The organism is Amycolatopsis sp. NPDC101161, from assembly GCF_044768185.1.
Taxonomy (GTDB): domain Bacteria; phylum Actinomycetota; class Actinomycetes; order Mycobacteriales; family Pseudonocardiaceae; genus Amycolatopsis.
In genome coordinates this window covers 605,251-631,767 of the sequence record NZ_JBIWPI010000001.1, presented here as the reverse complement: position 1 = coordinate 631,767, position 26,517 = coordinate 605,251, and the positions used below count along the sequence as shown (strand labels likewise).

27 protein-coding genes are annotated in these 26,517 nt (G+C 71.8%); 12 read left to right on the top strand and 15 right to left on the bottom strand.

Annotated elements, in window-relative coordinates; genetic code table 11:
• The first annotated feature begins 51 nt into the window (after positions 1 to 51).
• Positions 52 to 486 (top strand): ubiquinol-cytochrome c reductase iron-sulfur subunit, encoded by a 435-nt coding sequence (locus ACIRSS_RS03080; RefSeq protein ID WP_400889938.1) that lies wholly within the window; start codon positions 52 to 54, stop codon positions 484 to 486.
• Between the two features lie 72 nt (positions 487 to 558).
• Here the strand turns inward: ACIRSS_RS03080 and ACIRSS_RS03075 are convergent, their stop codons facing one another.
• Entirely contained in the window at positions 559 to 1,014 is a 456-nt protein-coding gene (locus ACIRSS_RS03075) for a PTS glucose transporter subunit IIA (RefSeq protein WP_400889936.1), read from the bottom strand.
• Positions 1,011 to 1,250, bottom strand: coding sequence for a glucose PTS transporter subunit EIIB (locus tag ACIRSS_RS03070; protein ID WP_400889934.1), 240 nt, complete (start codon positions 1,248 to 1,250; stop codon positions 1,011 to 1,013). The genes ACIRSS_RS03075 and ACIRSS_RS03070 overlap by 4 nt, the downstream gene beginning before the upstream one ends.
• Before the next feature lie 243 nt (positions 1,251 to 1,493).
• Between ACIRSS_RS03070 and ACIRSS_RS03065 the strand changes: the two genes are divergently transcribed.
• From ACIRSS_RS03065 to ACIRSS_RS03045, 5 genes are all read left to right on the top strand, one after another.
• Positions 1,494 to 2,282, top strand: coding sequence for a GntR family transcriptional regulator (locus tag ACIRSS_RS03065; protein ID WP_086678278.1), 789 nt, complete (start codon positions 1,494 to 1,496; stop codon positions 2,280 to 2,282).
• Positions 2,279 to 3,514: a PTS transporter subunit EIIC gene (locus ACIRSS_RS03060; RefSeq protein ID WP_400889932.1), complete on the top strand. Its 1,236-nt coding sequence runs from the start codon at positions 2,279 to 2,281 to the stop codon at positions 3,512 to 3,514. Before ACIRSS_RS03065 ends, ACIRSS_RS03060 begins: the two co-directional genes overlap by 4 nt.
• A gap of 40 nt (positions 3,515 to 3,554) precedes the next feature.
• Positions 3,555 to 3,821: an HPr family phosphocarrier protein gene (locus tag ACIRSS_RS03055; protein WP_013224593.1), complete on the top strand. Its 267-nt coding sequence runs from the start codon at positions 3,555 to 3,557 to the stop codon at positions 3,819 to 3,821.
• Positions 3,822 to 3,901: 80 nt separating this feature from the next.
• Positions 3,902 to 4,717 (top strand): serine hydrolase domain-containing protein, encoded by an 816-nt coding sequence (locus tag ACIRSS_RS03050; RefSeq protein WP_400889930.1) that lies wholly within the window; start codon positions 3,902 to 3,904, stop codon positions 4,715 to 4,717.
• Positions 4,714 to 6,195 (top strand): alpha/beta hydrolase, encoded by a 1,482-nt coding sequence (locus tag ACIRSS_RS03045; RefSeq protein WP_400889928.1) that lies wholly within the window; start codon positions 4,714 to 4,716, stop codon positions 6,193 to 6,195. Before ACIRSS_RS03050 ends, ACIRSS_RS03045 begins: the two co-directional genes overlap by 4 nt.
• Before the next feature lie 186 nt (positions 6,196 to 6,381).
• Here ACIRSS_RS03045 and ACIRSS_RS03040 read toward each other — a convergent pair whose 3' ends face one another.
• Positions 6,382 to 7,317, bottom strand: a complete 936-nt coding sequence (locus ACIRSS_RS03040; protein WP_400889926.1) for a D-2-hydroxyacid dehydrogenase family protein — start codon at positions 7,315 to 7,317, stop codon at positions 6,382 to 6,384.
• A 105-nt stretch (positions 7,318 to 7,422) separates the two neighbouring features.
• Between ACIRSS_RS03040 and ACIRSS_RS03035 the strand changes: the two genes are divergently transcribed.
• Positions 7,423 to 7,842, top strand: a complete 420-nt coding sequence (locus ACIRSS_RS03035; RefSeq protein WP_400889924.1) for a hypothetical protein — start codon at positions 7,423 to 7,425, stop codon at positions 7,840 to 7,842.
• Between the two features lie 25 nt (positions 7,843 to 7,867).
• A complete protein-coding gene (locus ACIRSS_RS03030) occupies positions 7,868 to 8,527 on the top strand; it encodes a TetR/AcrR family transcriptional regulator (protein WP_400889922.1) in 660 nt (219 codons plus the stop codon).
• Here ACIRSS_RS03030 and ACIRSS_RS03025 read toward each other — a convergent pair.
• The 7 genes from ACIRSS_RS03025 to ACIRSS_RS02995 form a co-directional block, all read right to left on the bottom strand.
• Positions 8,514 to 9,758 (bottom strand): GrpB family protein, encoded by a 1,245-nt coding sequence (locus ACIRSS_RS03025; protein WP_400889920.1) that lies wholly within the window; start codon positions 9,756 to 9,758, stop codon positions 8,514 to 8,516. The genes ACIRSS_RS03030 and ACIRSS_RS03025 overlap by 14 nt on opposite strands.
• A gap of 59 nt (positions 9,759 to 9,817) precedes the next feature.
• Complete coding sequence (locus ACIRSS_RS03020; RefSeq protein ID WP_400893356.1) at positions 9,818 to 10,645, bottom strand: shikimate dehydrogenase; 828 nt, start codon at positions 10,643 to 10,645, stop codon at positions 9,818 to 9,820.
• Between the two features lie 16 nt (positions 10,646 to 10,661).
• Entirely contained in the window at positions 10,662 to 12,806 is a 2,145-nt protein-coding gene (mltG, locus tag ACIRSS_RS03015) for an endolytic transglycosylase MltG (protein ID WP_400889918.1), read from the bottom strand.
• A gap of 149 nt (positions 12,807 to 12,955) precedes the next feature.
• Positions 12,956 to 13,384: a Holliday junction resolvase RuvX gene (ruvX, locus tag ACIRSS_RS03010; RefSeq protein ID WP_315863291.1), complete on the bottom strand. Its 429-nt coding sequence runs from the start codon at positions 13,382 to 13,384 to the stop codon at positions 12,956 to 12,958.
• A gap of 64 nt (positions 13,385 to 13,448) precedes the next feature.
• Entirely contained in the window at positions 13,449 to 16,109 is a 2,661-nt protein-coding gene (alaS, locus tag ACIRSS_RS03005) for an alanine--tRNA ligase (RefSeq protein ID WP_400889916.1), read from the bottom strand.
• Between the two features lie 71 nt (positions 16,110 to 16,180).
• Positions 16,181 to 16,486 carry a hypothetical protein gene (locus ACIRSS_RS03000; protein WP_400889914.1) on the bottom strand — a complete coding sequence of 102 codons (306 nt, stop codon included), beginning with the start codon at positions 16,484 to 16,486 and terminating at the stop codon, positions 16,181 to 16,183.
• A complete protein-coding gene (locus tag ACIRSS_RS02995; protein WP_400889913.1) occupies positions 16,483 to 16,869 on the bottom strand; it encodes a DUF948 domain-containing protein in 387 nt (128 codons plus the stop codon). The genes ACIRSS_RS03000 and ACIRSS_RS02995 overlap by 4 nt, the downstream gene beginning before the upstream one ends.
• A 128-nt stretch (positions 16,870 to 16,997) precedes the next feature.
• Between ACIRSS_RS02995 and ACIRSS_RS02990 the strand changes: the two genes are divergently transcribed.
• Positions 16,998 to 17,879: a hypothetical protein gene (locus tag ACIRSS_RS02990; RefSeq protein WP_400889911.1), complete on the top strand. Its 882-nt coding sequence runs from the start codon at positions 16,998 to 17,000 to the stop codon at positions 17,877 to 17,879.
• Here the strand turns inward: ACIRSS_RS02990 and ACIRSS_RS02985 are convergent.
• The 4 genes from ACIRSS_RS02985 to ACIRSS_RS02970 all read right to left on the bottom strand — a co-directional run bounded on the left by ACIRSS_RS02985 (position 17,876) and on the right by ACIRSS_RS02970 (position 22,358).
• Complete coding sequence (locus ACIRSS_RS02985; RefSeq protein ID WP_400889909.1) at positions 17,876 to 18,721, bottom strand: NAD(P)-dependent oxidoreductase; 846 nt, start codon at positions 18,719 to 18,721, stop codon at positions 17,876 to 17,878. The two genes, ACIRSS_RS02990 and ACIRSS_RS02985, sit on opposite strands and share 4 nt — an antisense overlap.
• Before the next feature lie 26 nt (positions 18,722 to 18,747).
• Positions 18,748 to 19,125, bottom strand: coding sequence for a VOC family protein (locus tag ACIRSS_RS02980; RefSeq protein ID WP_400889907.1), 378 nt, complete (start codon positions 19,123 to 19,125; stop codon positions 18,748 to 18,750).
• Between the two features lie 139 nt (positions 19,126 to 19,264).
• Entirely contained in the window at positions 19,265 to 20,881 is a 1,617-nt protein-coding gene (locus ACIRSS_RS02975) for a purple acid phosphatase family protein (protein WP_400889905.1), read from the bottom strand.
• A 100-nt stretch (positions 20,882 to 20,981) separates the two neighbouring features.
• On the bottom strand, positions 20,982 to 22,358 hold the full coding sequence (locus ACIRSS_RS02970) for a replication-associated recombination protein A (protein ID WP_400889903.1): 1,377 nt from the start codon (positions 22,356 to 22,358) through the stop codon (positions 20,982 to 20,984).
• A gap of 143 nt (positions 22,359 to 22,501) precedes the next feature.
• Between ACIRSS_RS02970 and ACIRSS_RS02965 the strand changes: the two genes are divergently transcribed.
• The 3 genes from ACIRSS_RS02965 (at position 22,502) to ACIRSS_RS02955 (ending at position 25,246) form a co-directional block, all read left to right on the top strand.
• Positions 22,502 to 23,197 carry a TetR/AcrR family transcriptional regulator gene (locus tag ACIRSS_RS02965; RefSeq protein WP_400889901.1) on the top strand — a complete coding sequence of 232 codons (696 nt, stop codon included), beginning with the start codon at positions 22,502 to 22,504 and terminating at the stop codon, positions 23,195 to 23,197.
• A 34-nt stretch (positions 23,198 to 23,231) separates the two neighbouring features.
• Positions 23,232 to 24,455, top strand: a complete 1,224-nt coding sequence (locus tag ACIRSS_RS02960; RefSeq protein WP_400889899.1) for a cytochrome P450 — start codon at positions 23,232 to 23,234, stop codon at positions 24,453 to 24,455.
• Positions 24,456 to 24,517: 62 nt separating this feature from the next.
• On the top strand, positions 24,518 to 25,246 hold the full coding sequence (locus ACIRSS_RS02955; RefSeq protein WP_400889897.1) for a metallophosphoesterase family protein: 729 nt from the start codon (positions 24,518 to 24,520) through the stop codon (positions 25,244 to 25,246).
• Here ACIRSS_RS02955 and ACIRSS_RS02950 read toward each other — a convergent pair.
• Entirely contained in the window at positions 25,218 to 26,135 is a 918-nt protein-coding gene (locus ACIRSS_RS02950; protein ID WP_400889895.1) for an SGNH/GDSL hydrolase family protein, read from the bottom strand. The two genes, ACIRSS_RS02955 and ACIRSS_RS02950, sit on opposite strands and share 29 nt — an antisense overlap.
• Between the last annotated feature and the right edge of the window lie 382 nt (positions 26,136 to 26,517).

Here is a 26,517-nt window from a genome sequence, read left to right as displayed (position 1 = left end):
CGGGTTCACCGCGGATTGAACCGATGCGGTGTCGATCTCGTTCATTAGGGCATGACTGCCGAACTGCACTCCCGCCGCACCGTCCTGACCACGGGTGCCGCCGTCGCCGGTGCCGCCGTCGGCGCCGTCGCGCTCACCGCCTGCTCTTCGGACAACGCCAAGTCCGGCACCGCCCAGGCGCCGATCGCCGCCGGGACGCCGCTGGTCGCGCTCGCGGACGTCCCGGTCGGGCAGGCGAAGGCCGCCAAAGCGCCGGACGGCTCCGACGTGATCGTGGCCCGGACGTCCGAATCGGCCTGCGCCGCGTTCAGCGCGATCTGCACGCACCAGGGCTGCACGGTCGCACCGAAGGGCGCCGACCTCGTCTGCCCGTGCCACGGCTCGGTGTTCAACGCCCTCACCGGGGAGGTCAAGCAGGGCCCGGCGAACAAGCCGCTGCCGAGCGTGCCGGTGAAGGTCGAAAACGGGAAGGTCGTCGCCGGCTGACGAGCCGGGAACGCCGGAGAGCCCTTGTGGACGGTCCCCGTCCGCAAGGGCTCTCCGTGTGACAGAAGCGACTCAGGCGTCCCAACCGAACAGCTTCTCGCCGGCCGCGACATCGCGCTCGGCGTCCAAACCGGACAGAACGTCGGCCGAGGCGTCCAGCGCGACGACCGGGACGATCGCCGAATAGCCCGCCGCGGTCACCGCCTCCGGGTCCCAGCTGACGATCGGCTGCCCGGCCCGCACCTGCTCGCCCTTGACGACGTGCAGCGTGAAGCCTTCGCCCTTCTCCTTGACCGTGTCGATCCCGAGGTGCACCAGCACGGCCTTGCCGTCCTCGGTCGCGACGACGTAGGCGTGCGGGTGCAGCGTCGCGACGGTGCCGTCGACCGGCGCGACCGCGTCCGACCGACCGCCGGCGGGCTGCACGGCGATGCCCGGACCCACCATGGCCTGCGCGAACACCGGGTCCGGGACCTCGGTGATCGGCACCACGCGCCCGGCCACCGGGCTGAGGATCTCCAGGCTCACAGCAGGTCCTCGATGTCGCTGGCGATCGTGTCCGCCTCCGGCCCGACGATCACCTGCAGCGCCGTCGACCCCATCTTCACGACGCCCATCGCGCCGGCCTTCTTCAGCGCCGCTTCGTCGACGAGGCTCATGTCCTCGACCTCGCAGCGCAGCCGCGTGATGCAGCCCTCGATCTCGGTGAGGTTCCCCGTGCCGCCGAGTGCGGCGAGGATCTTTTCGGGCCTGTCATCCGCCATCGCGGTCTCCTTGATCACTGTTTGTTCCCAACCTGACGCGAACCGCGTGTCCACCTGTACTACGCCGTTCGTCGGCATGCACCCCGCCGCGGGCCACGAACGGATAACGGTGGTTGACACCCGTCCGCACGGCGGAGCATCCTGCCCCATCGGATCATTGGTCTAGACCGGAACGTACCAATGTTCCGGGCCGGATGCGAGCACCGGTCCCCCGGTGACAGGAGAACGAGGAGGGTGACGCCGATGAGCGCGGCCGCGCACGTCCCGCCACCCGACCGGGTCGTCAACGGGCCCACGCCCAAGCACGCCCAGCTGCGGGAGATCCTCCGCCGCACGGTGGAACGGGAACTCCCGCCCGGCGCGCCGATCCCGTCGGAACGCGAGCTCGCCCAGCGCTACGGCGTGTCGCGGCTCACGGTCAGATCGGCGATCGGCAAGCTGGTCGAGGAAGGGCTGCTCGCCCGCGTCCGGGGCAAGGGCACGTTCACCGCGGCCCGGCGGATGGAGCTGCAGCTCTACCTCATGTCGTTCACCGACGACATGCGGCGGCGCGGGCTCACCCCGACGACCGAGGTGGTCTCCGCGGCCACCGAGGTCCCGCCGACCGCATCGGCGCACGCCCTCGGCCTCACCGAGGGCGCCCCCGCGCACCACCTGGTGCGGTTGCGCCACGCCGACGGCGTGCCCCTGGCCGTCGAACGGGGCTGGTACCACGCGGGCCGGGCTCCCGGCCTGCTCGAGCTCGACCTGACCCAGTCCATCTACGCGCAGCTGGCCGAGACGTACGACGTGCGTCCCGACCAGGCGTGGCAGACGGTCTGGGCCGAAGGAGCGGACCGCGAGACGGCCCGGTTGCTCGGCATGCGCGCCGGCAGCCCCCTGCTCGTGTTCCGCCGGGTCTCCAGCGCAGGCGGGGACCCGATCGAAGACATCACGTCCTGGTACCGGGGAGATCACTACCAGGTGACCATGCAGTTGGACCGGAACACCCCGGAACCCGGTCAACCACCCCACTATGGAGGATCCAGATGAGCTCCACCACCGCGGAGGGGGCGAAGAAGAGCGGCAGCGGTCTCGCCGGTCTTCAGCGCTTCGGCCGTAGCCTCATGCTCCCGATCGCCGTGCTCCCGGCGGCGGGCATCCTGCTCCGGCTCGGCCAGGACGACATGCTCGGCAAGGACGGCCTCGGCTGGAACAAGGTCGCCTCGGTGCTGGCCGCCGGTGGCGGCACGCTGTTCAACTGGCTGCCGCTGCTGTTCGCGGTCGGCATCGCTGTCGGCTTCGCCAAGAAGGGCGACGGCTCGACCGCCGTCGCGGCGGTCGTCGGCTTCTTCGTCTTCAGCGCCGTCGTCCAGGTGTTCGCACCGCTGGCCGACCTGCCCGGCTACAAGGCGGGCGCGACCGAGCTGGCGCCGATCAAGTGGCCGTACTCGGTGCTGGCCGGTGTCGTGGTCGGCATCGTGGCGGCGCTGCTGTGGCAGAAGTACCACCGCATCAAGCTGCCCGCCTACCTGGCGTTCTTCGGTGGCCGCCGGTTCGTCCCGATCATCACCGCGGCCGTCATGGTCATCCTCGGCGTGATCTTCGGCCTGGTCTTCCACTGGGTCGACCAGGGCATCCAGGCCGCCGGTGACGCGGTCACCGCGTCCCCGATCGTCGGTGGCGGCATCTACGGCGCGCTGAACCGCCTGCTCATCCCGGTCGGTCTGCACCAGCTGCTGAACGTGCCGGTGTGGTTCATCTTCGACGGCGGCGACATCAACAACTTCGTCGCGGGCAAGATGTCGGCGGGTTCGTTCACCACGGGCTTCTTCCCGATCTTCATGTTCGCCCTGCCCGCCGCCGCGCTGGCGATCTGGCAGACGGCCCGCCCGGCGCAGAAGAAGGTCGTCGGCGGTGTGATGATCGCCGGTGCGCTGACCTCGTTCCTCACCGGTGTGACCGAGCCGATCGAGTTCTCGTTCATGTTCGTCGCGTGGCCGCTCTACCTGTTCCACGCGATCATGACCGGCACCTCGCTGGCGATCTGCAACGCGCTGGGCATCCACCAGAGCTTCAACTTCTCCGCCGGCGCGATCGACTACATCCTCAACTTCGGCGCCCCGGCGGCGCAGAAGCCGTGGCTGCTGATCCCGATCGGTCTCGTCTACGCCGTGATCTACTACGTGGTCTTCCGCTTCGCGATCACCAAGTGGAACCTGCGCACCCCGGGCCGCGAGGACGACTCGATCGAGTCGGACCTCGAGCGCACGGCCGCCGCGTAACATCCGTACCGACGTAAACCCCAGAAGCGAGAGGACGAACATGCCGGAGAAACGCGTCGCCGTGGCGAGCAAGGTGGGCCTGCACGCCAGGCCGGCCGCGCTGGTGGCGAAGGCGGCCGCGGCGCAACCCGTCGCGGTGCAGATCGCCAAGGCCGGCGGGAGCCCGGTGGCCGCCGGCAGCGTGCTCAACCTGATGACCCTCGCCGCCGGCTACGGCGACGAGGTCGTGATCAGCGCCGAGGGTGAGGGCGCCGAAGAGGCCGTGGAAGCGGTCGCCCAGCTGGTCGCCACCGACCTCGACGCCTGAGGTAGTACAACCGCGAAGGCCTTCGCACCGGTCCCCGACACCGGTGCGGAGGCCTTCGCGGCGTTTCGTAGGGTGGACGCATGGAGAGCGTGCGCCTGATCGACGAGTGGCCGGTGGACACCGCCGCGACGGCCGTGGTGACGGCGGACGGCACCGTCGCGGGCCGCCACGGCGACACCGCGCGGAAGTTCCGGCTGGCCTCGGTCAGCAAGCCGCTGACCGCCTACGCGGCGCTCATCGCGATCGAAGAGGGCGTCGTCGACCTGGACACCCCGGCCGGTCCCGAGGGCTCGACCGTGCGGCACCTGCTGGCCCACACCTCCGGTCTCGCGTTCGACGCGCACAAGGCCATGGCCGAGCCCGGCACCCGGCGGCTCTACTCCAACGCCGGGTTCGAAGAGCTCGCCGACGCGCTGGCCGAGCACTCCGGCATCCCCTTCGCCCAGTACCAGGCCGAAGCGCTGTTCGCCCCGCTCGGCATGACGAGCACCACGCTCGACGGCTCACCCGCCGCCGACGTCGTGTCCACTGTGGACGACCTGGCCGCGTTCGCCGCCGAGCTGCAGTCCCCCAAGCTGCTCGACCCGGCCACCGTCGCCGAGGCGACGAACGTCGTGTTCCCGGGCCTGTCCGGGGTGCTGCCCGGGTTCGGGCACCAGAAGCCCAACGACTGGGGCCTCGGCTTCGAGATCCGCGACCACAAGAGCCCGCACTGGACCGGCGCGAACAGCTCGCCGCGCACCTTCGGGCACTTCGGCCAGTCGGGCACGTTCCTCTGGGTCGACCCGGACGCGGGCGCGGCCTGCGTCGCGCTGACCGACCGCGCGTTCGGCCCGTGGGCCGCCGAGGTCTGGCCGCGCTACACCGACGCCGTCCTGGCGGAATTGAGCGCGTGAAGCCGCTCCTCCCCGCGCTGCTGCTCCTGCTCGCCGCCTGCAGCGCGCCCGCGGCCGCGCCCGCTCCCCCGTCGGCGTCCCCGGCCGCGGCCGCGGTCCCGCCGGCGCTCGGGACGAACGGCGCCGCCGTACCGGCCCTGCGCTGGACGCCGTGCCACGGGAAGTACCAGTGCGCGGCCGCGTCCGTGCCGCTGAGCTACCGCGAGCCGAAGGGCGAGTCGATCACGCTGTCGGTGATCCGGCTGCCGGCGAGCGACCCGGGACGGCGGCTCGGCTCGCTGTTCTTCAACTTCGGCGGACCGGGCACCGACGGCGTCGGCGAGCTGACGCGGTTCGCCGACCGCTACCCCGCCGAGGTCCGGGCCCGGTTCGACCTGGTGAGCTTCGACCCGCGCGGGATCGGCGGGTCCACGCCGATCAGCTGTCCGGGCGCCGACCACGTGCCCGCGCCGGGGTCGCCGCTGCGGCAGCCGGACGCGTTCTTCGCAGCGAGCACCGCGACCGGCCGGTCCTGCGCCGCCTCGGGAGCCTTGCTGAGCCACCTGTCGACGGCGAACGTGGCGCGCGACCTGGAGCTGCTGCGCCAGGCCGTCGGCGACGCGACGCTGAACTTCTACGGCTACTCCTACGGCACCTACCTGGGCGGCACGTACGCGAACCTGTTCCCGGACAAGGTGCGCGCGCTGGTCCTCGACGGCACGCTCGACCTGGTCGCGAACGCGACCGGCAAGCCGGGGCAGGAGAAGGAGCCGGTCGACGTCCGCGCCGACGTCGCCGGCGCGCAGCAGCAGGAGCTGGACCAGTTCTTCGCGGTGTGCGCGGCGGCGGGGCCCAAGTGCGCGTTCTCCGGCGGCGACCCGAAGGCGAAGTTCGCCGGGGTCTTCGCGCGGGCGTCGCGCACCACGGGCGTCGGATCGCTGATGCGGACGGTCGACAGCGCGCTGTACCAGTCCGGCCGGTGGAAGCGGCTCGCGCAGACCCTCGCGGCGATGCCGGCGGATTCCGGTGCCGCTTCGCCGGTGCTCGACCCGTACGTGCCGACGCACTCCGCGGCGTTCCTGGCGGTCCAGTGCGTCGACAGCGACAACCCCGGCTCACCCGTGGACTACGCGGCTCTGGCGGCTCGGGAAAGCGAGCGTCAGCCGTACTTCGGGCTGGGCTCGGTGTTCTCGATGGCCCAGTGCGTCGGCTGGCCCGCGCACGACGCCGACCGGTACACCGGGCCGTGGAACCGGGCGCGGAAGAACCCGATCCTGGTGCTGAACAACCGGTTCGACCCGGCGACGCCGTTGCACAACGCCCAGGCGACGGCGGCGGAGCTGGGTGACGGCCGGGTGCTCGTGGTCGACGGGTATGGCCACACGTCGCTGGACGCGCCGAGCGCGTGCGCTTCGGCGGCCGTGACGCGGTATCTGACGGACCTGGCGGCGCCCGCGGAAGGGACGACCTGCGCGCCGGACGCGGTCCCGTTCTCGTGAGTGGGAAACCGTGTTCTAACCCTGTTTCTCACTCACGACCAGCGAGCGCTCGCCGTTCAGCCGAACGGACGCCCTCACCAGGGTCTTTGGACCCTGCCCGGGGTGCTTTCCGGGTGGTGTCATGGTTCTCGTGCGGGCCCGCCGCCGGGCCGGTGCGGGGACCTCGGGCCCCGGCGGGCCGCACGCCTAACCCTCCATGACGCGGATCGGTTCCCCCGCCTGGTAGGCCGCGATGTCCTCGACCGCGTCGCCGTAGAAGATCTCGTACGTCTCGCGCGCGACGAACCCCAGGTGCGGGGTCAGGACCGCGTTGTCCATGGTCCTCAGTGGATGGTCGGCCGGGAACGGCTCGAGGTCGTAGACGTCCAGTGCCGCCGCCCGGATCTCCTTGCGCCGCAACGCGTCCACCAGTGCCGCCTCGTCGACGATCGGGCCGCGGGAGGTGTTCACCAGCACCGCGCTCGGCTTCATCGCGGCCAGCTCGGCCGCCCCGACCAGGCCGCGCGTGCGCCCGCTGAGCACCAGGTGGATCGACAGCACGTCCGAGCGGGCGAAGAGGTCCTCTTTGGACACCGCGGTCACGCCGTGCGGATCGGCCTTCTCCTGCGTGAGGTTCTGGCTCCAGGCGATGGTCTCCATGCCGAAGGCCTGCCCGATCTTCGCCGCGCCCGCCCCGAGGCGGCCGAGGCCGAGCAGGCCGAGCGTCTTGCCGTGCAGCATGGTCCCGACGGTCGTCTGCCAGCCGCCTTCGCGCATGGACCGGAACTCCTGCGGCAGGTTCCGCGCCGCGGCCAGGATCAGCGCCCACGTGTGCTCGGCGGTCGGCTCGCCGAGGTACCCGGTCCGCGACACGACGACGCCGTTGCGCTTCGCGGCCGGGACGTCGATGGCGGCGTTGCGCGGGCCGGTGCTGACCAGCAGTTCCAGGTCCGGCAGCCGGTCGAGCACCTCGGCCGGGAAGCGGGTGCGCTCGCGCATCGCGACGATCACTTCGAAGCCCTGCAGCTGCTCGACGACGTCGGTGAGCGGCTCGGTGAAGACGGTGATGTCGGCCTTCAGCGAGTCCCAGTCACCGAAGGTCAGAGCGACGTCCTGGTAGTCGTCGAGGATCGCGATGCGCATGTCCTCACCGTAGTGGCACGAAGTGGCCGGCACCGCCCCAGGGCTTGAACGTGTTCAAAAACAGGGCTACGGTCCTTCTTGAACACGTTCAAAAGAGGAGGAACCATGGACCGAGTAGTCGTCGCCTACGCGCTCTACCTGCTGATCAGCATCCCGCTGACCGTGCTGGTGGCCCGGACGCTGAGCAAGCACGGCCGCACTTTCCTGACCGAGGTCTTCGCCGACAGCCCCGCCCTGGCCAACGCCGTCAACCAGCTCCTGGTCGTCGGCTTCTACCTGGTCAGCCTGGGGTTCGTGACGCTCTTCCTGACCAGCCACGCCGACGTGACCAGCGCGCGGCAGGTGTTCGAGCTGCTTTCGGTGAAGGTCGGCGTCGTCGCGCTGATCCTCGGTGTGATGCACCTGACCAACGTGCTGGTCTTCAACGGCATCCGGCGCCGCCACCTGGCGCCGAAGCCCGAACCCCGGCCGCTGCCCGTGCCCTACCCCGGCATGCCGCAGGTGCCGCCCTTCCCCGCGCCCTGACGTGCCCGGCGCTAACGTGCCGCACGTGGCCAAGAGCGAGGAAACGCGGTCCCTGATCGTCACGACCGCGATGCGGCTGTTCACCGAGAACGGCTACGACCGCACGACGATGCGCGCGATCGCCGCCGAAGCGGGTGTCTCCGTCGGGAACGCGTACTACTACTTCTCGTCGAAGGAACAGCTCATCCAGGGCTTCTACGACGAGATCGCCCGGCAGCACCTCGACGAGGGCCGCGCCCGGATCGAGGGCGAAAGCGCCTTCGCGGTCCGGCTGAAGACCGTGCTGCTGTGCTGGCTGGACATCGCCGAGCCCTACCACCGCTTCGGCACGCAGTTCTTCGTCAACGCGGCCGACCCGGAGTCGCCGCTGAGCCCGTTCAGCGACGACTCCTCGGCCGCCCGCGAAGCGTCGATCGGCCTCATGCGCGAGGTCGTCGACGGCTCCGACGTCAAGCTCGACCCCGAGCTGCGCGACCAGCTGCCCGAACTGCTGTGGCTCTACCAGATGGGCGTGGTGCTGTACTGGATCCACGACCGCTCGGCCGGCACGAAGCGCAGCCGGATGCTGGTGGAGCGCAGCGTCCCGCTGATCGCGCGGGTGGCCGCGCTCTCCCGGCTGCGGGTGTTCCGCCCGGTCAGCCGGGAGATCGTCGACCTCATCCAGGACCTGGCTAAGCGGGACTGACCGCCCGGAAGTAGAGGAACCGCGGCTTGGTCCGCAGGTTCTCCGCCCACTTCGGGTCGGCTTCGGCCGCTTCCGGGACCGGCATCGGCTCGACCAGCTTGTCGACGGCGAAGCCCGCGTCGCGGACCGCCTGGAACGTCCAGCTCAGCGGGCGCCGGTAGAAGCGCACCCGCTGACCGGGCGGGAACTCGTCCTCCAGCAGCTCCACCTCGAAGTAGTTGTCCTTGTCGAACCAGTGCCAGTCCTCACCGGGGTGGTGCACCGAGAACACCAGCGCGCCACCGGGTTTCAGGACCCGGCGGAACTCCGCGAGCGCCGGCCCCCAGTCCTTGAGGTAGTGCAGCACGAGCGACGCCGTGATGACGTCGATCGAGCCCGGCTCGAGCGGGAGCGGCCGGGTCACGTCGGCGACTTCGAACCGCGCCACCTCTCCGAACTTCCGCTGCGCCGAGGAAACCATCCCCGCGCTCGCGTCGACGCCCAGGACGTCGGCGCCCCGCTCGGCCAGCAGCGCGCTCAGGTGCCCGGCCGCGCAGCCGACGTCCAGGACGCGCCGGCCCGACACGTCGCCGGCCAGGTCGAGGATCGCCGGGCGGTCGTACAGCGCGTTCGTGACGTTCTTCTCCGCGTGCTCGGCGTAGGCGTCGCTGAACGCGTCGTACTGCGCCGCCCGCGCCCGGCCGAGGATCTCTTCGATCACCTCGGTCTTCGCGTCGGCGTAGTTTTGGACGTACTTCCACTCCTTCGCGGCGAGTTCCCGCTTCTTCGCCGCGTACAGGTCACGCTCTTCCGGGTGCGCGCGCATCCGGTCGCGCAGGAGCCGGTAGCGCTCGGTCTGGCCGTTGCCGGGCGAGTACACGTGCAGGTTGACGTTGGTGTCCGGGCCCTTGAAGCAACGGTGCTTCTCCCAGTCCGGCTCGCGGATGACGAGCCGGTAGCCCGCCGCCTCCAACGCGGGGAGGTAGGTGTCCTCGTCGTCGGAATCCGGCACCACGAGCAGGATGTCGACGCACGGCTTGGCGCACAGGCCCGGCACCGACGTCGAGCCGACGTGCTCGAGGACGAGCACCTGGTCGCCGAGCACGGCCCGGATCCGCTCGGCCTCGCGCTCGAAGAGCTTCGGCCACTCCGGGTCGTAGTCGGCGAGCGTGACGGTCGAGTTGAGCTGCGGCGCTTCGCCGACCCAGATCCCCTGGATCTCGTCGTCGCTCAACGCGTCTTGGCTGGTCATTCCGGTTGACCCCCTTCTTCAAGGCAGTCGACCAGATTATCAACGCGCGCAAGCGATTTTCAGCTGATCGGCAGCGGCAGCAGGTTCCCGGTCGCTTCGCGCAGCGCGTCGCGCATCGCCGCGCGCGGGGCCGGCTGCCCGGTGAAGTGCTCGGCCTGCCCGAACGCCTGGTGCAGCAGCATGTCCAGCCCGGTCGCGAGCCGGCCGCCCCGCGCGGCGACGGCTTCGGCCAGCGGCGTCGGCCACGGGTGGTAGATGACGTCGAGGACGTGCGCGACGCCCGCCAGTTCGGCCACGTGCGGGCGGACCGCGTCCGGCGGCACGGTGTTCACCAGCACCGTCGCGGTGCCGAGGTCCGCGAAGTCCGTCTCGGACCAGCGAAGCACGTCGACGTCGAGCGAAGCCCGCTTCGCCGCGTCGAGCGTTTCGCCCGCCCGCGCGGGTTCCCGCACGACCAGCCGGACTTTCCGCACGCCGAGCGCCGCGAGCCCGACGACCGCCGCGGCCGCCGTGCCGCCCGCGCCGAGCACGACCGCGGTGTCCGACGGGCTCGGTTCGTAGCCGCCCGCCGCGCGCAGCGCCCCGGTGACGCCGTCGACGTCGGTGCAGTCCGCGAGCCAGCCCTTCGCCGTGCGGACCAGGGTGTTGGCCGCGCCGACCGCGGCCGCGCGCGGCGTCACCTCGTCGGCGTGGTCCAGCGCCGCGCGCTTGCCCGGCATGGTGACCGAGAGCCCGGCCCACTCCGGGCCGAGGCCGTCGACCAGGCCCGGCAGCTCGTCGGCGCCGGTCTCGATGCGCTCGTACGTCCAGCCGGTCAGGCCGAGCGCGGCGAACGCGGCGCCGTGCAGCACCGGCGACAGCGAGTGCGCCACCGGCCTCCCCAGCACGGCGGCGCGGCGAGGCTCAGAAGACACCACGTTGCTGGGCCAGCTTGACGTTCGCCTTGTGGTCGTCGAACGTGACCGCGAAGCAGGACAGGCCGTTCTTCTCGCACTTGACGAAGAACATCCAGTCGCCGGCCACCGGGTGCACCGCCGCCTGGATGGCGTCGGCGCTCGGCACCGAGATCGGCGTCGGGGTCAGCCCGGTGTTCTTGTAGGTGTTGTACGCGCCCGCTTTGTTCCGGTCGTCGTCGTTGGTCGCCAGGGTCGGCCGGTCCAGCACGTAGTTGACCGTCGAGTCCATCTGCAGCCGCATGTTGTTCGCCAGCCGGTTGTAGATGACCCGCGAGAGCTTCCCGAAGTCGGCCTTCACTGCTTCGCGTTCGATGATCGAGGCGATGATCAACGTCTGGTACGGCGTCATTCCGGGGCCGGTCGACTGCGGGCTCAGCCCGGCGTTCTGGATCGCCTCGGTCGAGCTGCGCACCAGCTGCCCGATGATCTCCTGCGCGGTCGCCCCGGGCCGGACGTCGTAGAGGCCCGGCGCGATCAGGCCTTCGAGCCGCCGGTCCTTGCGGTCGGCCTTGTTGGCGGGCTCGATCGCCCAGTCGGGCACGCCGAGCGTCTTGAGGTCGGCGCTGTCGACGACCTTGCGCAGGTCGTCGGCGGTCACGCAGGTGCTCTTGCCGTTGATCTGCGCGCAGGACGCCTTCGCCATCAGGCTGTACACGCCGGGCGTGACCTTGCCGTCGGGCTGGGTGATGTCGTCGAACTGCGTGTACGGCCGGATCTCCAGCTGGCCGACGCGCGAGGCCGCGTCGGTGATCCGGTCGACCGCGCTGGCCCCCGACATGTGCGACTTCATCACGTAGAAGCCGTGCTGGATCCGGGCCAGCTTCGGGTTTTCCTCACCGGCCTTGACGAACGCCTTGCTGCTGGCGACGACCCCGGCCGTGGTGAGCTTCGCGCCGATCGCCGACGTCGAATCGCCGTCGTCGACCTGGAACAGCACGTCCCCGTCGCCGGCGCCCTCGAAGTCGTCGTAGCCGAAGATCTTGTTGAAGCCGTAGTAGGCACCGCCGGCGAGCAGCACGATCACGACCAGCGCGGCGACCCAGCCGAAGGCGCGCTTGCCCTTCTTCTTCTTGCGAGGCTGTTCCGGCTCGTCGTCGTACTCGTCGTACTCCGCGTCGTCGTACTCGGCGTCGTCGTAGTCGTCGGCGTACTCGTCGTAGTCGTCGTACTCGGCTTCGTCGGCGAAGAACTCTTCGGGCTCTTCGTGCACCGGCTCCGGCTCGGTCTGGGCCGGGATGATGTCGGTCGGCGGGTCCTCGCGCACCGGCGGGGGCGGCGGGCGGCGGCGCCGCGGCGGCTCCAGCCCGGGTTCGGGCACGCCGACAGACCGGTCACCCGGCTGGACGGGCCGCCGAGGGGCTTCCGGGGCCCCGCGGCGGGGGTCGGCATCGGGGTCGAGCGCCGCGCGCCGCCGCTGCGACTCGCCGGCTTCGCCCGGATCGGGCGCGGTACGTCTGCGTCCCGCCAGTGGCTCGACGACCTCGGCCGGATCGGGCGCAGCACGCCGACGGCCGACCGGTGGCTCGACCGCCTCAGCTGGGTCGGGCGCGGCACGACGGCGTCCCGCCGGGGGCTCGGCCGCCTCGACCGGGTCGGGCTCGGCCCGGCGGCGGCGCCGGGGGGCCCGGCCTTCCTCCGGTGCGCCGCGCAGACGGGCGGCCTGTGCTTCGGCCGCCTCTTCCAGGTCGAGCATCGCCTGGTGCCGGCGGGCGGCGTCGGCTTCGGCCAGCTCTTCGGGACTCGGGCGGCGACGGCGGGCGTCGGCCTCGTCCGGGTTCGGCGCGGGACGGCGGCGGCGCGGCGGCTCTTCGGGGGCCGCGCGGCGGCGCCCGGGTTCCGGCGCCTCCGGAGCCGCCCGGCGGCGGCGCGGGGCCGGGGCGTCGGCACCGTCGTCGAGCCCGTGGCGGGCGCGGACGGGGGCCGAGCGCTCGGCTTCGCGGGGGTCGAAGTCGTCGTCGGCCGGGGGCAGCGTGCCCGGCGGCTCGAGGCGGCGACGGCGGCCGGACGGCGGTGCGTCGCGGCGGGGGTCGTAGCCCGGCTCGGGCCGCGCCCGGCGCGACGGCTGGGGCAGCTCGGGAGAGCCCTCATGCACCCCACTGCGCCGCGACGGCTGCGGAAGCTCCTGGTACCCGCTCGCGCGCGGGTCCTCGCGGTTCGGTGCGGGCCGGGACGGCGGCGGGGTGGCCGGTCCCGGTTCGCGGAGTCGCCTGCGCCCGCGAGGGGGCTCAGGTGGCTGGTCGTTCATCGGTCTCCCTCCCGGGCGCGGTGCGCAGCGGCGGCGTCGATCCAGGCCTGCAGGATCTCCACGGCGGCGGCCTGGTCGACCACCGCGCGCTGCTTGCGGCCTTTGACCCCGCGCTGGGAGAGGATGCGGGATGCGGTGACCGTGGTCAGCCGCTCGTCGCCCAGCCGGACCGGCACGGGCGCTATCCGCCCGGCCAGGCGTTCAGAATACGCGATCGCCAGCTCGGCCGCCGGTCCCTGGCGGTTGGCGAGCGTTCGCGGCAGGCCCACGATCACCTCGACCACCTCGTGCTCGGTGACGAGGGCGGCCAGCTGGTCCAGATCACTGTCGTCGGTCGCATCGCGGGAGAGGGTAACCAATGGCGAGGCGAGCACGGGGGCCGGATCGCTCAGCGCCACCCCGACCCGGACGGATCCGACATCCACTCCGAGCCGACGGCCGCGGCCCGGATCGTCCTCGCCAGGCCGATCCGGGCCGCGGTTTCCGCGGTTAACCAATGCCGGCAATCGCCGCGCGCAGGGCCGTGACCGCGTCGGACGCGCCGGCCGGGTTCGTGCCACCGCCCTGGGCCATGTCGGGCTTGCCGCCGCCCCGGCCGCCGATCTTCTCGGCGAAGGACGGGACGAGCTTGCCCGCGGCGATGCCCTTCTCCTGGGCCGCCTTGGTCGTCGCAACGACGAAGCTCAGCTTCTCGCCGGCCGGGGAGAACAGCGCCACCACGCCGGGCCGCGAGCCGAGCCGGCCGCGGATGTCCGAGGCGAGCGCGCGCAGGCCGTTGCCGTCGACGTCGGGGACGACCTCGGCCACGACCGTGACGCCGTTGACGTCCGCCGCCTTGTCGACCAGCGCGCCCGCCGAGCCCAGCACCTGCTGGGTCTTGAGCTGCGCGATCTCCTTCTCGGCGTTCTTCAGCCGGGTCAGGACGTCCTCGATGCGGCCGGGCAGCTGGTCCGACGGCACCTTGAAGGTGTTCGCCAGCTGCGAGACCAGCAGCTGCTCCTTGCGGACGTACTTCAGCGCGTCCGTGCCGACCAGCGCCTCGACGCGGTGGACGCCCGAGCCGATGGAGGCGTCGGAGACGAGCTTGACCAGGCCGAGCTGGCCGATCCGCTCGACGTGCGTGCCACCGCAGAGCTCGCGGGAGTAGTCGCCCATGTCGACCACGCGGACGTCGTTGCCGTACTTCTCGCCGAACAGCGCGACCGCGCCGAGCTCGAGGGCCTTGTCCTTGGTCGTGGTGTAGCTCTGCACCTCGACGTTGGTCTGCAGGTAGTCGTTGACCTCCTGCTCGACCTCGGTCAGCACGTCCGCCGACACCGAGCCCGGGGTGGTGAAGTCGAACCGCATGCGGCCCGGCGAGTTCAGCGAACCCGCCTGCGCCGCGCGCTTGCCGTACGCGCCGCGGACGGCCGCGTGCACCAGGTGCGTCGCGGAGTGCGAGCGCTCGATGGACAGGCGGCGGTGCGCGTCGACCGAGCCGGTCAGCTTGGTGTCCAGGCCGACCTCGCCCTCGGTGACCTCGACGCGGTGCACGTACAGGCCGGGGACGATCTTCTGGACGTCCAGGACCTTCAGCTCGACGCCGTCGCCGAGGAGCACGCCGGTGTCGGCGACCTGGCCACCGCTCTCGGCGTAGAACGGCGTCCGGTCGAGGACCAGCTCCGCCTTCTTGCCCGCGGAGACGCTGCGGACCGGCTGCCCGTCTTCGAGCAGCGCGACGACCTTCGCCTCGGCCTGCAGGTCGGTGTAGCCGAGGAACTCGGTCTCGCCGTGCTGCTCCAGGACCTTCCGGTACTCCGAGAGGTCGCCGTGGCCGGTCTTGCGGGCCGCCGCGTCCGCCTTCGCGCGGGTGCGCTGCTCGTTCATGAGCGTGCGGAAGCCGTCCTCGTCGACGGTCAGGCCCTGCTCGGCCGCCATCTCGAGGGTCAGGTCGATCGGGAAGCCGTAGGTGTCGTGCAGCTGGAACGCCTTGTCGCCGGCGAGCACGTCGCCGCCGCCGCGCTTGGTCTCCTCGGCCGCGAGGTCGAAGATGCGCGAACCGCTGGTCAGGGTCGAGAGGAAGGCCTCCTCCTCGATCCGGACGACCTCGCTGATGCGGTCGAAGCCGGAGACCAGCTCGGGGTAGGTCGGGCCCATCGTGTCGCGCACGACCTTCGCGAACTCCTGCAGCACCGGCTCCTGCACGCCCAGCAGGCGCGTCGAACGGACGATCCGGCGCAGGAGGCGGCGCAGCACGTAGCCGCGGCCGTCGTTGCCCGGGGTGACGCCGTCGCCGATCAGCATGACGCCGGTGCGGGCGTGGTCGGCGATGACGCGGAAGCGGACGTCGTCGGCGTGGTTGACGCCGTAACGCCGGCCCGAGAACTCCTCCGCGCGGCCGATGACCGGGCGGACGAGGTCGGTCTCGTAGACGTTCTCGACGCCCTGCAGGATCGTCGCGACGCGCTCGACGCCCATGCCGGTGTCGATGTTCTTCTTCGGCAGCACGCCGATCGGCTTGTGCCCGAGCTTGGGGCTCAGGTCGCCGCGGACGTCCTGCATGAAGACGAGGTTCCAGATCTCGATGTAGCGGTCCTCGTCCGCGACCGGGCCGCCTTCGCGGCCGTACGCCGGGCCGCGGTCGTAGTAGATCTCCGAGCACGGGCCGCCGGGACCGGGCACGCCCATGTCCCAGTAGTTGTCCTTGCCGTCGCGCTCCTGGATGCGCTCGCCCGGCAGGCCGGTGAGCTTGCGCCACAGCCCGGCCGCCTCGGCGTCGTCGTTGTAGACGGTCGCCCAGATCCGCTCCGGGTCGAGGCCGTAGCCGCCTTCGCTCTGGGGCTTGGTGATCAGCTCCCAGGCGAACTCGATGGCGCCTTCCTTGAAGTAGTCGCCGAAGGAGAAGTTGCCGGCCATCTGGAAGAACGTGTTGTGCCGGGTGGTCTTGCCGACCTCGTCGATGTCCGGCGTGCGCACGCACTTCTGCACGGAGGTCGCGCGCGGGTACGGCGGCGGCGCCTCACCGAGGAAGTACGGCTTGAACTGCACCATGCCGGCGTTGACGAACAGCAGGTTCGGGTCGTCGAGGATCAGCGGCGCGCTGGGCACGCGCGTGTGGCCCTTGCTCTCGAAATGGCGCAGGAAACGATCGGTGATTTCGTGTGTGTCCACGGGTCAGTCCTTGGTGGTGGCTGCGAACGAGGTCGGACGGCGGCGGCGGAAGGGTTCCGGGCAGGCCCGGATCAGCCTTCCGCCCGGCGAGCTCGCCGGACCGGGCGCCGGGCGGCGGCCGCGTGGCGCCCCTCGGCGCGGGGCGTGGTCACGCCCGTCCGCTCCTCGACCATGTCGTGCAACTCCTGCTCCCGCTCGTTCATGCCCGCGCGCACCTCGGCGCCGAACGAACCCACGGCGCCGGCCAGCTCGCGCACGGCGTCACCCAGGTTCGATGCTATCCCCGCCGGGGTGGCCTGACGAGCGGTTTCGGCGGCCTTGCGGGACAGCGCGACGCCCGCGACCACGCCGACGCCGAGCCAGAACAGCCGCTTCACTTGCCGGCCTTCTTCGCGGCCTTCAGCGCGTTCTTCTTCCGGCGCGCCCTGATCGCCTTGCTGAGCCCGTAGGACAGCGCCGCGGTCTTGACCAGCGGGCCGCCCAGCGTCGCGGTGAACACCGACGTCAGCGCGGAGACGTTCCCGGTGACCGCCTGCGCGTTCGACGTGATCCCGTCCACCCGCTCGAGCTGGGTGTTGACGTGCGTGATCGTCTGGTTCGCGCCGATCAGCAGCGGGTCGGTGTTGCTGTTGGTGCGCTCGATCGCCTCGGTGGCCGCGTCCAGCGTCTTGCCGAGCTTGATCAGCGGGATCGCCAGCAGGACGACCAGCACCACGAATGCTCCTGCGGCGATCAACGCGGCGATCTGCCCTGCCGACACGGGCCCTCCTCGGTTCACGGGTCTTGGGTGCCGATGAGGTTACCGCCTGGCCGGGTCCCCGACCGTGTCACCCCGCGCGGGCCGGAAAACGCGTCGACCCGGCGGTCTCGGGGCGGTACACCTGGGCGATGGGACACGACGGCGGACCGGTTTCGTTCAGGGTCCTTTCCGGGCCGGGCGGCACGGCGGCCGACGTGCTGGCCGCGTTGCCCGGCGCCGACCTGACGACGGTCCAGCTGGAGGTCGCGCGCCGCCGCGCGGCCCGGCTGTCCGGTCCCGACGTGCTGCGCCGCCACCGCGAAGACCGGTTCGCGGCGCCCAGCCCGTTGTCGTTCGCTTCGCTGCGGCGGGTCGAGGACGCGCTGCTCGGCACGGCCACCGGCTTCGACCTGGTGACCCTCTCGCCGCTCGTCCCGCTCGGCACGCATTCGGCGGTGGCCGGGGTGGCCCAGCACCGGGTGGTGCCGACCGGCCGCGGCACCGAGGTGGCCGCGGATCCCACGACGGGGTTGGCCCTGGAAGCGGCGGTCCGGCGCGCTTCGGCTTCCGTCGTCCGCCTGGCGACGGTGCAGCGGGTCGTGCGCGCCCAGCGGGTCGCGGCGGGGCTGTTCGCGCACTTCTCGCTGTTCGGCGCGGTGACGGCGGGCCGCGACACCGGCAACCTCGCGTTCGAACGGGCCGCGCTGGCCGAGCACGCGCGGCTGGTGGTCGCCGGGTGCCGCGCGCTGGGCGCGACGGACGTCTCGCTCGGGGTCACGGTGCTGGACCCGCGGTTCGAGGAGCTGCTCGACGCCGTCGAGGTGCCGGTCCACCCGTTCCCGGACCGCGAAGGTGGCCGAGGCGGGTACTACGAAGGGCTCTGCTTCAAGGTGTACGCGGCCTTCGGCGGTTCCCCGGCCGAAGTCGGCGACGGCGGCTTCACGCCGTGGACGCGGAAGCTCTTGGGCAACGCGAAGGAACGCCTCCTGACCAGCGCCCTGGGCGTGGACCGGCTCGCGACGCTCGTCTAACGCTCCTTCACGACCGCCCGGTAGAGCGCCGCCATGTCCTCGTCGCCGTGGCCCGCTTCCACCGCGGCTTCCAGGTGCGAGAGGACCGCGCGGGCGCCCGCGACGTCGACGTCGTCGCCCGCGGCCTCCACCACGAGCCGCGCGTCCTTCGCCGCCAAGCCCGCCGGGAACGACGGCGCGTAGTCGCCGGACAGCATCGCGGCGCCCTTCACGTGCGCGTAGCCGACGTCGAGTCCGCCGCCCTTGATCGTCTCCAGGAACAGCGCCGGGTCCAAGCCCAGCCCGGCGGCCAGGCCCAGGCTCTCCGCCGTGCCGTTGGTCAGCGCGAGCACCCAGGCGTTCATCACCAGCTTCAGCCGGCTGCCGTTGCCGGCCGGGCCGAGCCACCGCGTCTTCACGGCGACCGCGTCGAACACCGGCGTGGCCTTGGGCCGGGCTTCTTCCGGGCCGGACGCCAGGACCTGCAGCTGCGCCTGTTCCGCCGGCTGCCGCGTGCCGAGCACCGGCGCGTCCACGAAGACCACGCCCGCCTTCTCCGCCAGCGCGGCGAGCCGGTCGGTCCAGTCGAGGCCGACCGTGCTCATCTGCAGCCACAACGTGCCTGATGCGGGCGAAGCCGCTTCGAACGCTTCGGCCACCGCAGGTCCGTCGGCGAGCATCGTCACGAGGGTGTCCGCGCCTTCAGCCGCCGAGGCTGCCGAATCCGCGACCGCCGCGACGTCGGCGAGGGGCTCGGCTTTCGCCCGGGTCCGGTTCCAGACCCGGACGTCGAGGCCCGCCTTCGCGATGTTGGCCGCCATCGGCGCGCCCATGATTCCGGTTCCGAGAAACGCGACGCTCATGCTCTCCACATTCCCGGAGAATGCCCTCAGTAATCGCCGAGGAGGCAGAACGGGTGACCCGCCGGGTCGGCGTAGACGCGCCAGCCGCGCCCGCCGAGGTCGGGGTCGAGCAGCCGGCCGCCGTTCACCAGGACCGCGTGGTGCGATTCGCGGAAGTCGTCCACTTCGAAGTCGAGGTGGAACTGCTGCGGGCGCGCCGGGTCCGGCCAGCGCGGCGGCTGGTGGTCCGGCGCGCGCTGGAACCCGAGGACCATCCCGTTCACGTGCAGCGTCGACCAGTCCTCGTCGACCCGCCAGCGCGGGTCCGGCCGGTCCACCTCGCCGCCGAGCAGGGCCTGGTAGAACCGGGCGAGCACGGCCGGTTCCGGACAGTCCAGGACGATGCACTGCAGCGTCGCGGGCACGGGCACGCCTCCTGCCGTCGCCGGACCCGGTTTCCGGGCCACCCCGAGGAAGCGGAGTGTACGGAAGCCGATCATGCCGCCGTGCGCCGGTCACCGGTGCACGGCCGGGGCGGGGATTTTCCCGCCCCGGCCGCGTCGCTCAGGCGTCGCCGGCGTCCGCGCCGAGGCCCGTGGCGGTCGCGCGCGGCGCGACGCCGAACCCGGTGTGCAGGCCCGCCGTGCGGCGCACGGTGAAGCGGTCGATCTCGGCGCCGTCGTTGCGGAGCGTCCGCACGGTCAGCGTCGTCTTGCGGCCGAACCACGCGGGCTCGACGTCGATCGCGAGGAACGAGTAGCCGGTGTAGCGCACGCGCGACCAGCCGACCGTCTCCGTCTCCTTGCCGCCGCCGCGAACCCAGTGGTAGGAGGTGAATTCGCCGTCGAACGTGTCGGGCACCGGGAAGCTGTAGACACTCCGGCCCCCGCCGCCGCAGGTCGCGTAGACCGTGCCGTCGCGGTCCGGGTCGACGGTGTCGCCGATGGCCACCTTGCGCGTCACGCGGCCGCCGCGCAGGGCGTCGGTGCGCTCGTAGATGTGGTTGTGCCCGTTGACGACCAGGTCGACGTGGTACTGGTCGAACAGCGGCACCCACTCCTCCCGCACGCCGCCCTCGGACGCGTGCTGGTTGGTCGTCGAGTAGGCGCAGTGGTGGAAGAACACGACGATGAAGTCGACGTCCGGCTGCAGCCGCAGGTACCGCAGGCGGCGCTTGAGCCACGCGGTCTGCGAGCCGTGCGAGTAGCCGAGGTTCGCCGGGATCTCGTAGGAGACGTCGTTGGCGTCGAGGGAGATCACGCCGACGTTGCCGTAGATGAACGAGTACACGCTCGGGCAGTCCGCCGGGCCGCTGCCGGGGAAGTCCCAGCGCGCGGTCTGGCCGCCGTAGCCGTCGGGCGAGTACAGCGCCTCCATGTCGTGGTTGCCGGTGGTGACCATCCACGGCACCGACGCGGCGACGCCTTCGATCTGGTTGTAGTAGGCGTCCCAGACCTTCGGGTCGAACAGGTCGTGGCCGCCGTCGGCGACCGGGCCCGGCGGGAGGCCGGCGCCGCTCGGGTCGGCGTAGGCGATGTCGCCGGCGAGCAGGTGGAACCGCGGGTTCTGCTTCGCCACGGCGCCGTCCTGGGCCAGCGCGGTGGTGGAGACGCCCTGGTCGCCGAAGGCGGTGAAGGTGAACTTCCCGGCCGGGAAGCCGCGGGCGGGCGCGGTGGTGAAGGTCGAGAGCGCGGCGGCACCGCCGTCGCCCTTGGCCGGGTCGAAGCCGTCGTGGCCGACGGCGTAGGTGTAGGTCCGGCCCGGCGCGAGGCCGCACGCCTCGGCGTGCAGGTAGTACTGGTCGTAGGGCGCGATGACCCCGGCGACCTCGGAGTGCAGTGCGCGCGTTTCGGCCGGGATCCGGTGCCCCCACTGGATTCCGCGGCGGTCGTGGTGGTCGGCGACGCGCAGGAACGGGTTCTTCACCCGGGCGGGCACCTGCCACGCGACCCGGATGTCGGTCCGCGGGTTGCGGCCGAAGGCGAGGTGCCGGCCGGCGGGCGCGACCTTCCCGCCGTCGGCGTAGGCGGTGCCCGGCAGCAGGAGCGGGCCGGCGGCCAGCAGCGCGCCGGTCGCGGCCGCGCCCTTGAGCAGGGAGCGGCGGCTGAGGTAGTCGTGTTGCTCGGCCATGGTGAGGCGGGCGGCCAGGGCGTCGGGGACGCCGACTCTCGGGATTTCCATGCGCGGATGCTCGCCGACGGACGTGCCGGGCGACCGACGCCGAGACGAACGCGAGCGGTCGAGTTCCCCGGCCGCGGGTCAAGAGCTCCCCAAGCCGCCTTTACCTTTCGCCGCGGATCGTGCGGCGCAGCTTCGGGACGCGCTCGGCGAGGGTGCGCTCGGCACCGCGCTGCGTGGGCTCGTAGTAGTCCCGGCCGACCAGCTCGTCCGGCGGGTACTGCTGGGCCAGCACGCCTTCCGGGACGTTGTGCGGGTACCGGTAGCCCTGGGCGTTGCCGAGCTTCTTGGCGCCCGCGTAGTGCCCGTCCCGCAGCGGCGGCGGGACCGCGCCGGCCAGCCCGGCCCGGACGTCCGCCAGCGCCGCGTCGATGCTCGTGACGACCGCGTTCGACTTCGGCGCGGTGGCGAGGTGGATGGTCGCCTGCGCGAGCGCCAGCCGGCCTTCCGGCATGCCGATGAACTGCACGGCGTGCGCGGCCGCGACGGCCGCCTGCAGCGCGGTCGGGTCGGCCAGGCCGACGTCCTCGCTGGCGTGCACGACCAGCCGCCGCGCGAGGAACCGCGGGTCCTCCCCCGCTTCGATCATCCGGGCCAGGTAGTGCAGCGCGGCGTCCACATCGGACCCGCGGATCGACTTGATGAACGCGCTGATGACGTCGTAGTGCTGGTCGCCGTCGCGGTCGTAGCGGACCGCCGCCTTGTCCACAGTGGACTCGACGATGGCGAGGTCGATCGTCTTGGCCTCGGTGGCCGACGCGGCGTCCGCCGCGGCCTCCAGCGCGGTGAGCGCGCGGCGCGCGTCCCCGCCCGCGAGCCGGACGAGGTGGGCGCGCGCGTCGTCGGTCAGCGTCAGCTCGCCGCCGAGGCCGCGTTCGTCGGCCAGCGCGCGCTCGATCAGGTGGGTGATGTCCTCGTCGGTCAGCGGGCGCAGCTGCAGCACGAGCGAGCGCGACAACAGCGGCGAGACGACGGAGAACGACGGGTTCTCGGTGGTCGCCGCGACCAGCAGCACGGTGCGGTCCTCGACCGCGCCGAGCAGCGCGTCCTGCTGGGTCTTGGAGAACCGGTGCACCTCGTCGATGAACAGCACGGTGTTCTCGGCGTTGTACTGCCGGCGCCGCCGCGCCTCCTCGATGACGCCGCGCACCTCCTTGACGCCCGCCGAAAGCGCCGACATCGCGACGAACCGGCGTCCCGTCGCGATCGAGACCAGGTTGGCCAGCGTCGTCTTGCCCGTGCCGGGCGGGCCGTAGAGCAGCACCGACGCCGGCGCGGCGCCTTCGACGAGCCGCCGCAGCGGGGCGCCTTCGCGCAGCAGGTGCTGCTGGCCGACGACCTCCTCGAGCGAGCGCGGCCGCATCCGCACGGCCAGTGGCGAACTCGCCGGGTCCGCCTGCGGTTCGGCCGCGTTCGACGTCGTGCGCTCCGGCGGGGGCGCCACGTCGGCGTTCACGGTGAAGAGCTCGTCCTGTGCCACACCGATGACGTTAACCGACGGCACCGACAGAACCACTTGCCCCGGTCCCGCGATCGGCGCTACCGTCGAGATGACTGGTTGACCGAAAGTGCGATTCCGGTCAACAGGTCAAACTCTCAACGAACCAGCAGGTGGACGAACCCATGAGCCATCCCAACCGCGAGCGCGCCGACCGCATCCTGGACGCGGCGGGCGAGCTGCTGCTGCGCATGGGCTACCGGAAGGTGGCGGTCGACGACATCGCGCGCGCGGTCGGCATCGGCAAGGGCACCGTCTACCTGCACTGGCGCAACAAGGAACTGCTGTTCCAGGCGCTGATGATGCGCGAGTCGGCCGACCTGACCGACGAGATCCTGCAGGCGATCAAGGCCGATCCGGCGATGATCCTGCCGCACCGGATGATCTCGGCTTCGTTCCTCACCACGCACCGCCGTCCGCTGGTGATGGCGATGCTGCGCGGCAACGCCGAGATGTTCGGCTCGCTCGGCGACCTCGCCCTGAAGAAGCAGCAGGACGAGCTGCGCACGCAGTTCGAGGAGACCATGCTGCGGCACGGCCTGGTCCGGTCGGACATCCCGAACCTGTCCTTCGCGCTCAACGCCACGGCGGTCGGCTTCTACTTCGGCGGGACGCTGACCGACGAGTTCGACGGCATCTCGCCGGAGGCGAAGGCGGAAGCCCTCGCGCACGTCATCCGCACCGCGTTCGAGCCGGCCGGGGAGCCCGATCCCGCGGCGGTCGCGGACGTGGCGGCGGAACTGGGTTCGGCGCTCGAGGAGCTCGTCTCGGGCTACCGGAAAGGGATCTACGCACACGATCCCACCAAGGCCCCCGGCTGATCCCGGGGCCACACAGGGGAAAGAAGGGGCGGACATGACGACCACACAAGCGGACACCTGGGGACTCCACGAAGCCCAGTTCTGGCTGCGGGGGAAGCAGCCGGAGGAGCGGGTGCAGCACGCCGCCGACCTCGGGTTCTGGAACGTCTACGGGCACCCGGAGGCCGAAGAGGTGCTCCGCGACCCGGCGACGTACTCCTCGGACACCACCCGGCTGGTGCCGAAGGAGATGATGGCCGACGTCGACCCCGACGTCGACTTCGAGGAGATGCAGGCGGGCAACCTGCTGCAGCTGGACCCTCCGCTGCACAACAAGATGCGCAAGCTCGTCAGCCGCGCGTTCACCCCGAAGGTCGTCGCGGACCTGGAGCCGCGCATCGCCGCGGTGACGAACGAGATGCTCGACGCGGCGGGGTCCTCCGGCCGGCTGGAACTGGTCGAGGACCTGGCCTACCCGTTGCCGGTGATCGTCATCGCGGAGCTGCTGGGGGTCCCCGCGAGCGACCGGCACCTGTTCAAGGGCTGGGTGGACAAGCTGTTCAGCTCCTCGGAGCAGTTCTCGCTGAAGGACCAGACCGAGGGGCGGCAGGAGGCGGTCAAGAAGTCCCTCGAGGGGCAGAAGGCGCTCGTCGAGTACCTCGGCGGGCACGTCGACGAACGGCGGAAGCAGCCCCGGGAGGACCTGCTGACGAAGCTCGTCGAAGCCGAGCTCGACGGCGAGAAGCTGACCCGCAACGAGGTCGTCAACTTCGCCAACGTCCTGCTGCTGGCCGGGCACATCACCACCACGATGCTGCTCGGCAACGCGGTGCTGTGCCTGGACACGCACCCGGAGTGGGACGAGCGCGTGCGCGCCGACCGGTCGCTGGTGCCGCCGGTGATCGAGGAGTCGCTGCGGTACCTGTCGCCGTTCGCGGCGGTGGCCCGCGCGACGAACCGCGAGGTCGAGCTGGGCGGGACGACGGTGCCCGCGGACCAGATGCTGATGGTCTGGGTCGCGGCGGCCAACCGCGACGACCGCGTGTTCACCGACCCGGACGCGTTCAACCCGCTGCGCGACCCCAACCCGCACCTCGCGTTCGGCCGCGGAATCCACTTCTGCATCGGGGCGCCGCTCGCGCGGCTCGAAGGCCGGGTGGCGCTGAACATCCTGTTCGACCGCTATCCCGCGCTGCGCACGATCCCGGGTGAGCCGCCGAAGTTCCAGATCAACCCGAACATGACCGGGGTGCGGGAGCTGCCGCTCACCACCGCGTGAACCGGTTGCGCCCTGGGCGAAATCCCTCGCCCGGGGCGCTTGCCGTGCCCGAAGGTGGGGCGATGACGGTGGCGGTGCTGGCGGACATCCACGGCGTGCTCCCGGCGTTGGAGGCGGTGCTGGCCGAGCCGGACGTCGTCGCGGCGGAGAAGATCGTGCTGCTCGGCGACATGCTGGCCGGCCCGATGCCGGCGGAGACCCTGGACCGGCTCCTTTCGCTGGGCCCTCGAGCGGTGTGGGTGCGCGGCAACGCGGACCGCGAGCTGGCGGCGTCGGCGCGCGGGACCGGGAAGTTCGTGCCGGACCCGATCTTCCCGTGGGCGGCGCGGCAGCTGCGTCCCGCGGACCTGCCGGTGCTCGACGCACTGCCGCTGACGGTGTCGCTCGACGGCGTGCTGTTCTGCCACGCGACCCCGCGCGACGACACGGAAATCGTGCTCGTCGACAGCCCGCTGGAGCGGTGGGCGGAAGTCCTCGGCGGCGTCACGGAGGAGACGGTCGTCTGCGGGCACACGCACATGCCGTTCGTCCGGCTCGCCGACCGGCGGCTGGTGGTCAACCCCGGCAGCGTCGGGATGCCGTACGGCGCCCGGGGTGCGCACTGGGCGTTGCTCGGCGACGGAGTCCGGTTGCGGCGGACTGTTTACGACGTCGAGGAGGCGTGTCGCTTCCTTGTCGCGCGGTCGGGTTATCCCGGCATCGAGGAGTGGGCGGACTACTTCGTCCGCAACCCGGCTTCGGACGCCGAAGCGTTGCGCGTGTTCAGCGGGCGCGGAACGAGTTCCACATGATGACCGCGGCGTAGGGCAGGAACTCGCGGCCGCGGCGCCAGAGCCACGGGATTCCCTTGAGCACCAGCCACCCCACGTGCCCCGCGGCGCTCGGCTCGACCCCGCCGCCGCAGGTGAGGCTCACCGGCTCGGGCACGGCGAAGCCGGCTTCGGCGAGCAGGGCGGTGAAGCCGTCGGCGAGCAGGCGGTGGCCGAGTTCCGAGGGGTGCAGCCGGTCGACGCTCCAGACGGTGAGGTCGTAGGCGCCGGGGAGGCGGTCGAGGTCGAGGCAGGGGACGCCTTCGCGGGCGACGACCTCGTCGATGGCGGCGTTCAGATCGGCGACCCGGGCACTGAGGGCGCGCTTGAGCGAGGGCGGCAGGCGGAAGACCTTGCTGTGGTCGTGGAACCGGACGGGGACGACGGTGGTGTTCACCGCGCGGAGCCGGTGGATGACCTCGGTGAGGTCGGCGGCGATCCGGGCGGCGTCGAAGTCCGGCCGCAGGGTGTCGTTCATGCCGGCGACGAGCAGCGCGACATCAGGCCGGTGCGCGACGGCGGCGGGCACCTGTTCGGTGAGCACGCACCGCATCCGCGCGCCGGTGAAGGCGGGGTTGAGGTAGCCACCGGGCCCGACCCCGAGCGCAGCGGCGACGAGCGGGCCGACGCCCCGCCAGCCACCCCGCTTGGGCAAGGGATCCCCGAGCCCGACGGCGGTGGAGTCCCCGAGCACGACAAGCCGTTGGGCGTGCTTGAGCGCGGTGGCGGTGGTGGTCGCCGACGGGGCCGCTGGTACGACGGCCGGCACGGCGGCTGGCACGGCGGCTGGCACGGCCGCGAGCGCGGGGCGGGCGGGCCGGTGAGGTTCGGGAGTGACTTCGACACTGATCACGGTCACGCCCCCGACCATCGGCCACGGAGACTCACACCCGGTGAGGACGAGGTAACGCGCCTGGGACGGAGCGCCTAATTCTTGACGCTCACCTCACGTGGGCCGGAAATGTCCTGTTCGGGCAGGTGGGGTCGGGTCGAGCACCTCGCTCGGCGGGAAAGCGCCCCGCTTCGACGGGGAGTCGCCTCGCTGCTCGCGGTCGGGGTGTCCGCTGCACCTGCGCTTCGTGCGATTGGCGCCCCGCCGACAGCCCGCCCTCCCTGGGGGTGCCCCCGCTTTCAGCCTATCGGCGGCATCCGACCAAATCCGCGCGAAACTGCCCCAACCACTCCGCTCATTCACATCACGGCCGCCCTGTGGACAGCCGCACTTCCCGCAGTTCCGAGGTCTCCGCCGCCCA

Excerpts from the sequence above, each read along its gene's own strand:
- ACIRSS_RS03025 (WP_400889920.1), bottom strand. The coding sequence starts at position 9,758 with ATGACCAGCCAAGACGCGTTGAGCGACGACGAGATCCAGGGGATCTGG.
- ACIRSS_RS02975 (WP_400889905.1), bottom strand. The coding sequence starts at position 20,881 with ATGGAAATCCCGAGAGTCGGCGTCCCCGACGCCCTGGCCGCCCGCCTC.
- ACIRSS_RS03035 (WP_400889924.1), top strand. The coding sequence starts at position 7,423 with ATGGACCGAGTAGTCGTCGCCTACGCGCTCTACCTGCTGATCAGCATC.
- ACIRSS_RS02950 (WP_400889895.1), bottom strand. The coding sequence starts at position 26,135 with ATGGTCGGGGGCGTGACCGTGATCAGTGTCGAAGTCACTCCCGAACCT.
- ACIRSS_RS03065 (WP_086678278.1), top strand. The coding sequence starts at position 1,494 with ATGAGCGCGGCCGCGCACGTCCCGCCACCCGACCGGGTCGTCAACGGG.
- ACIRSS_RS03055 (WP_013224593.1), top strand. The coding sequence starts at position 3,555 with ATGCCGGAGAAACGCGTCGCCGTGGCGAGCAAGGTGGGCCTGCACGCC.
- ACIRSS_RS03060 (WP_400889932.1), top strand. The coding sequence starts at position 2,279 with ATGAGCTCCACCACCGCGGAGGGGGCGAAGAAGAGCGGCAGCGGTCTC.
- ACIRSS_RS02960 (WP_400889899.1), top strand. The coding sequence starts at position 23,232 with ATGACGACCACACAAGCGGACACCTGGGGACTCCACGAAGCCCAGTTC.
- ACIRSS_RS02955 (WP_400889897.1), top strand. The coding sequence starts at position 24,518 with ATGACGGTGGCGGTGCTGGCGGACATCCACGGCGTGCTCCCGGCGTTG.
- ACIRSS_RS03050 (WP_400889930.1), top strand. The coding sequence starts at position 3,902 with ATGGAGAGCGTGCGCCTGATCGACGAGTGGCCGGTGGACACCGCCGCG.
- ACIRSS_RS03040 (WP_400889926.1), bottom strand. The coding sequence starts at position 7,317 with ATGCGCATCGCGATCCTCGACGACTACCAGGACGTCGCTCTGACCTTC.
- ACIRSS_RS02965 (WP_400889901.1), top strand. The coding sequence starts at position 22,502 with ATGAGCCATCCCAACCGCGAGCGCGCCGACCGCATCCTGGACGCGGCG.
- ACIRSS_RS02985 (WP_400889909.1), bottom strand. The coding sequence starts at position 18,721 with ATGAGCGTCGCGTTTCTCGGAACCGGAATCATGGGCGCGCCGATGGCG.
- ACIRSS_RS03070 (WP_400889934.1), bottom strand. The coding sequence starts at position 1,250 with ATGGCGGATGACAGGCCCGAAAAGATCCTCGCCGCACTCGGCGGCACG.
- ACIRSS_RS03080 (WP_400889938.1), top strand. The coding sequence starts at position 52 with ATGACTGCCGAACTGCACTCCCGCCGCACCGTCCTGACCACGGGTGCC.
- ACIRSS_RS02990 (WP_400889911.1), top strand. The coding sequence starts at position 16,998 with ATGGGACACGACGGCGGACCGGTTTCGTTCAGGGTCCTTTCCGGGCCG.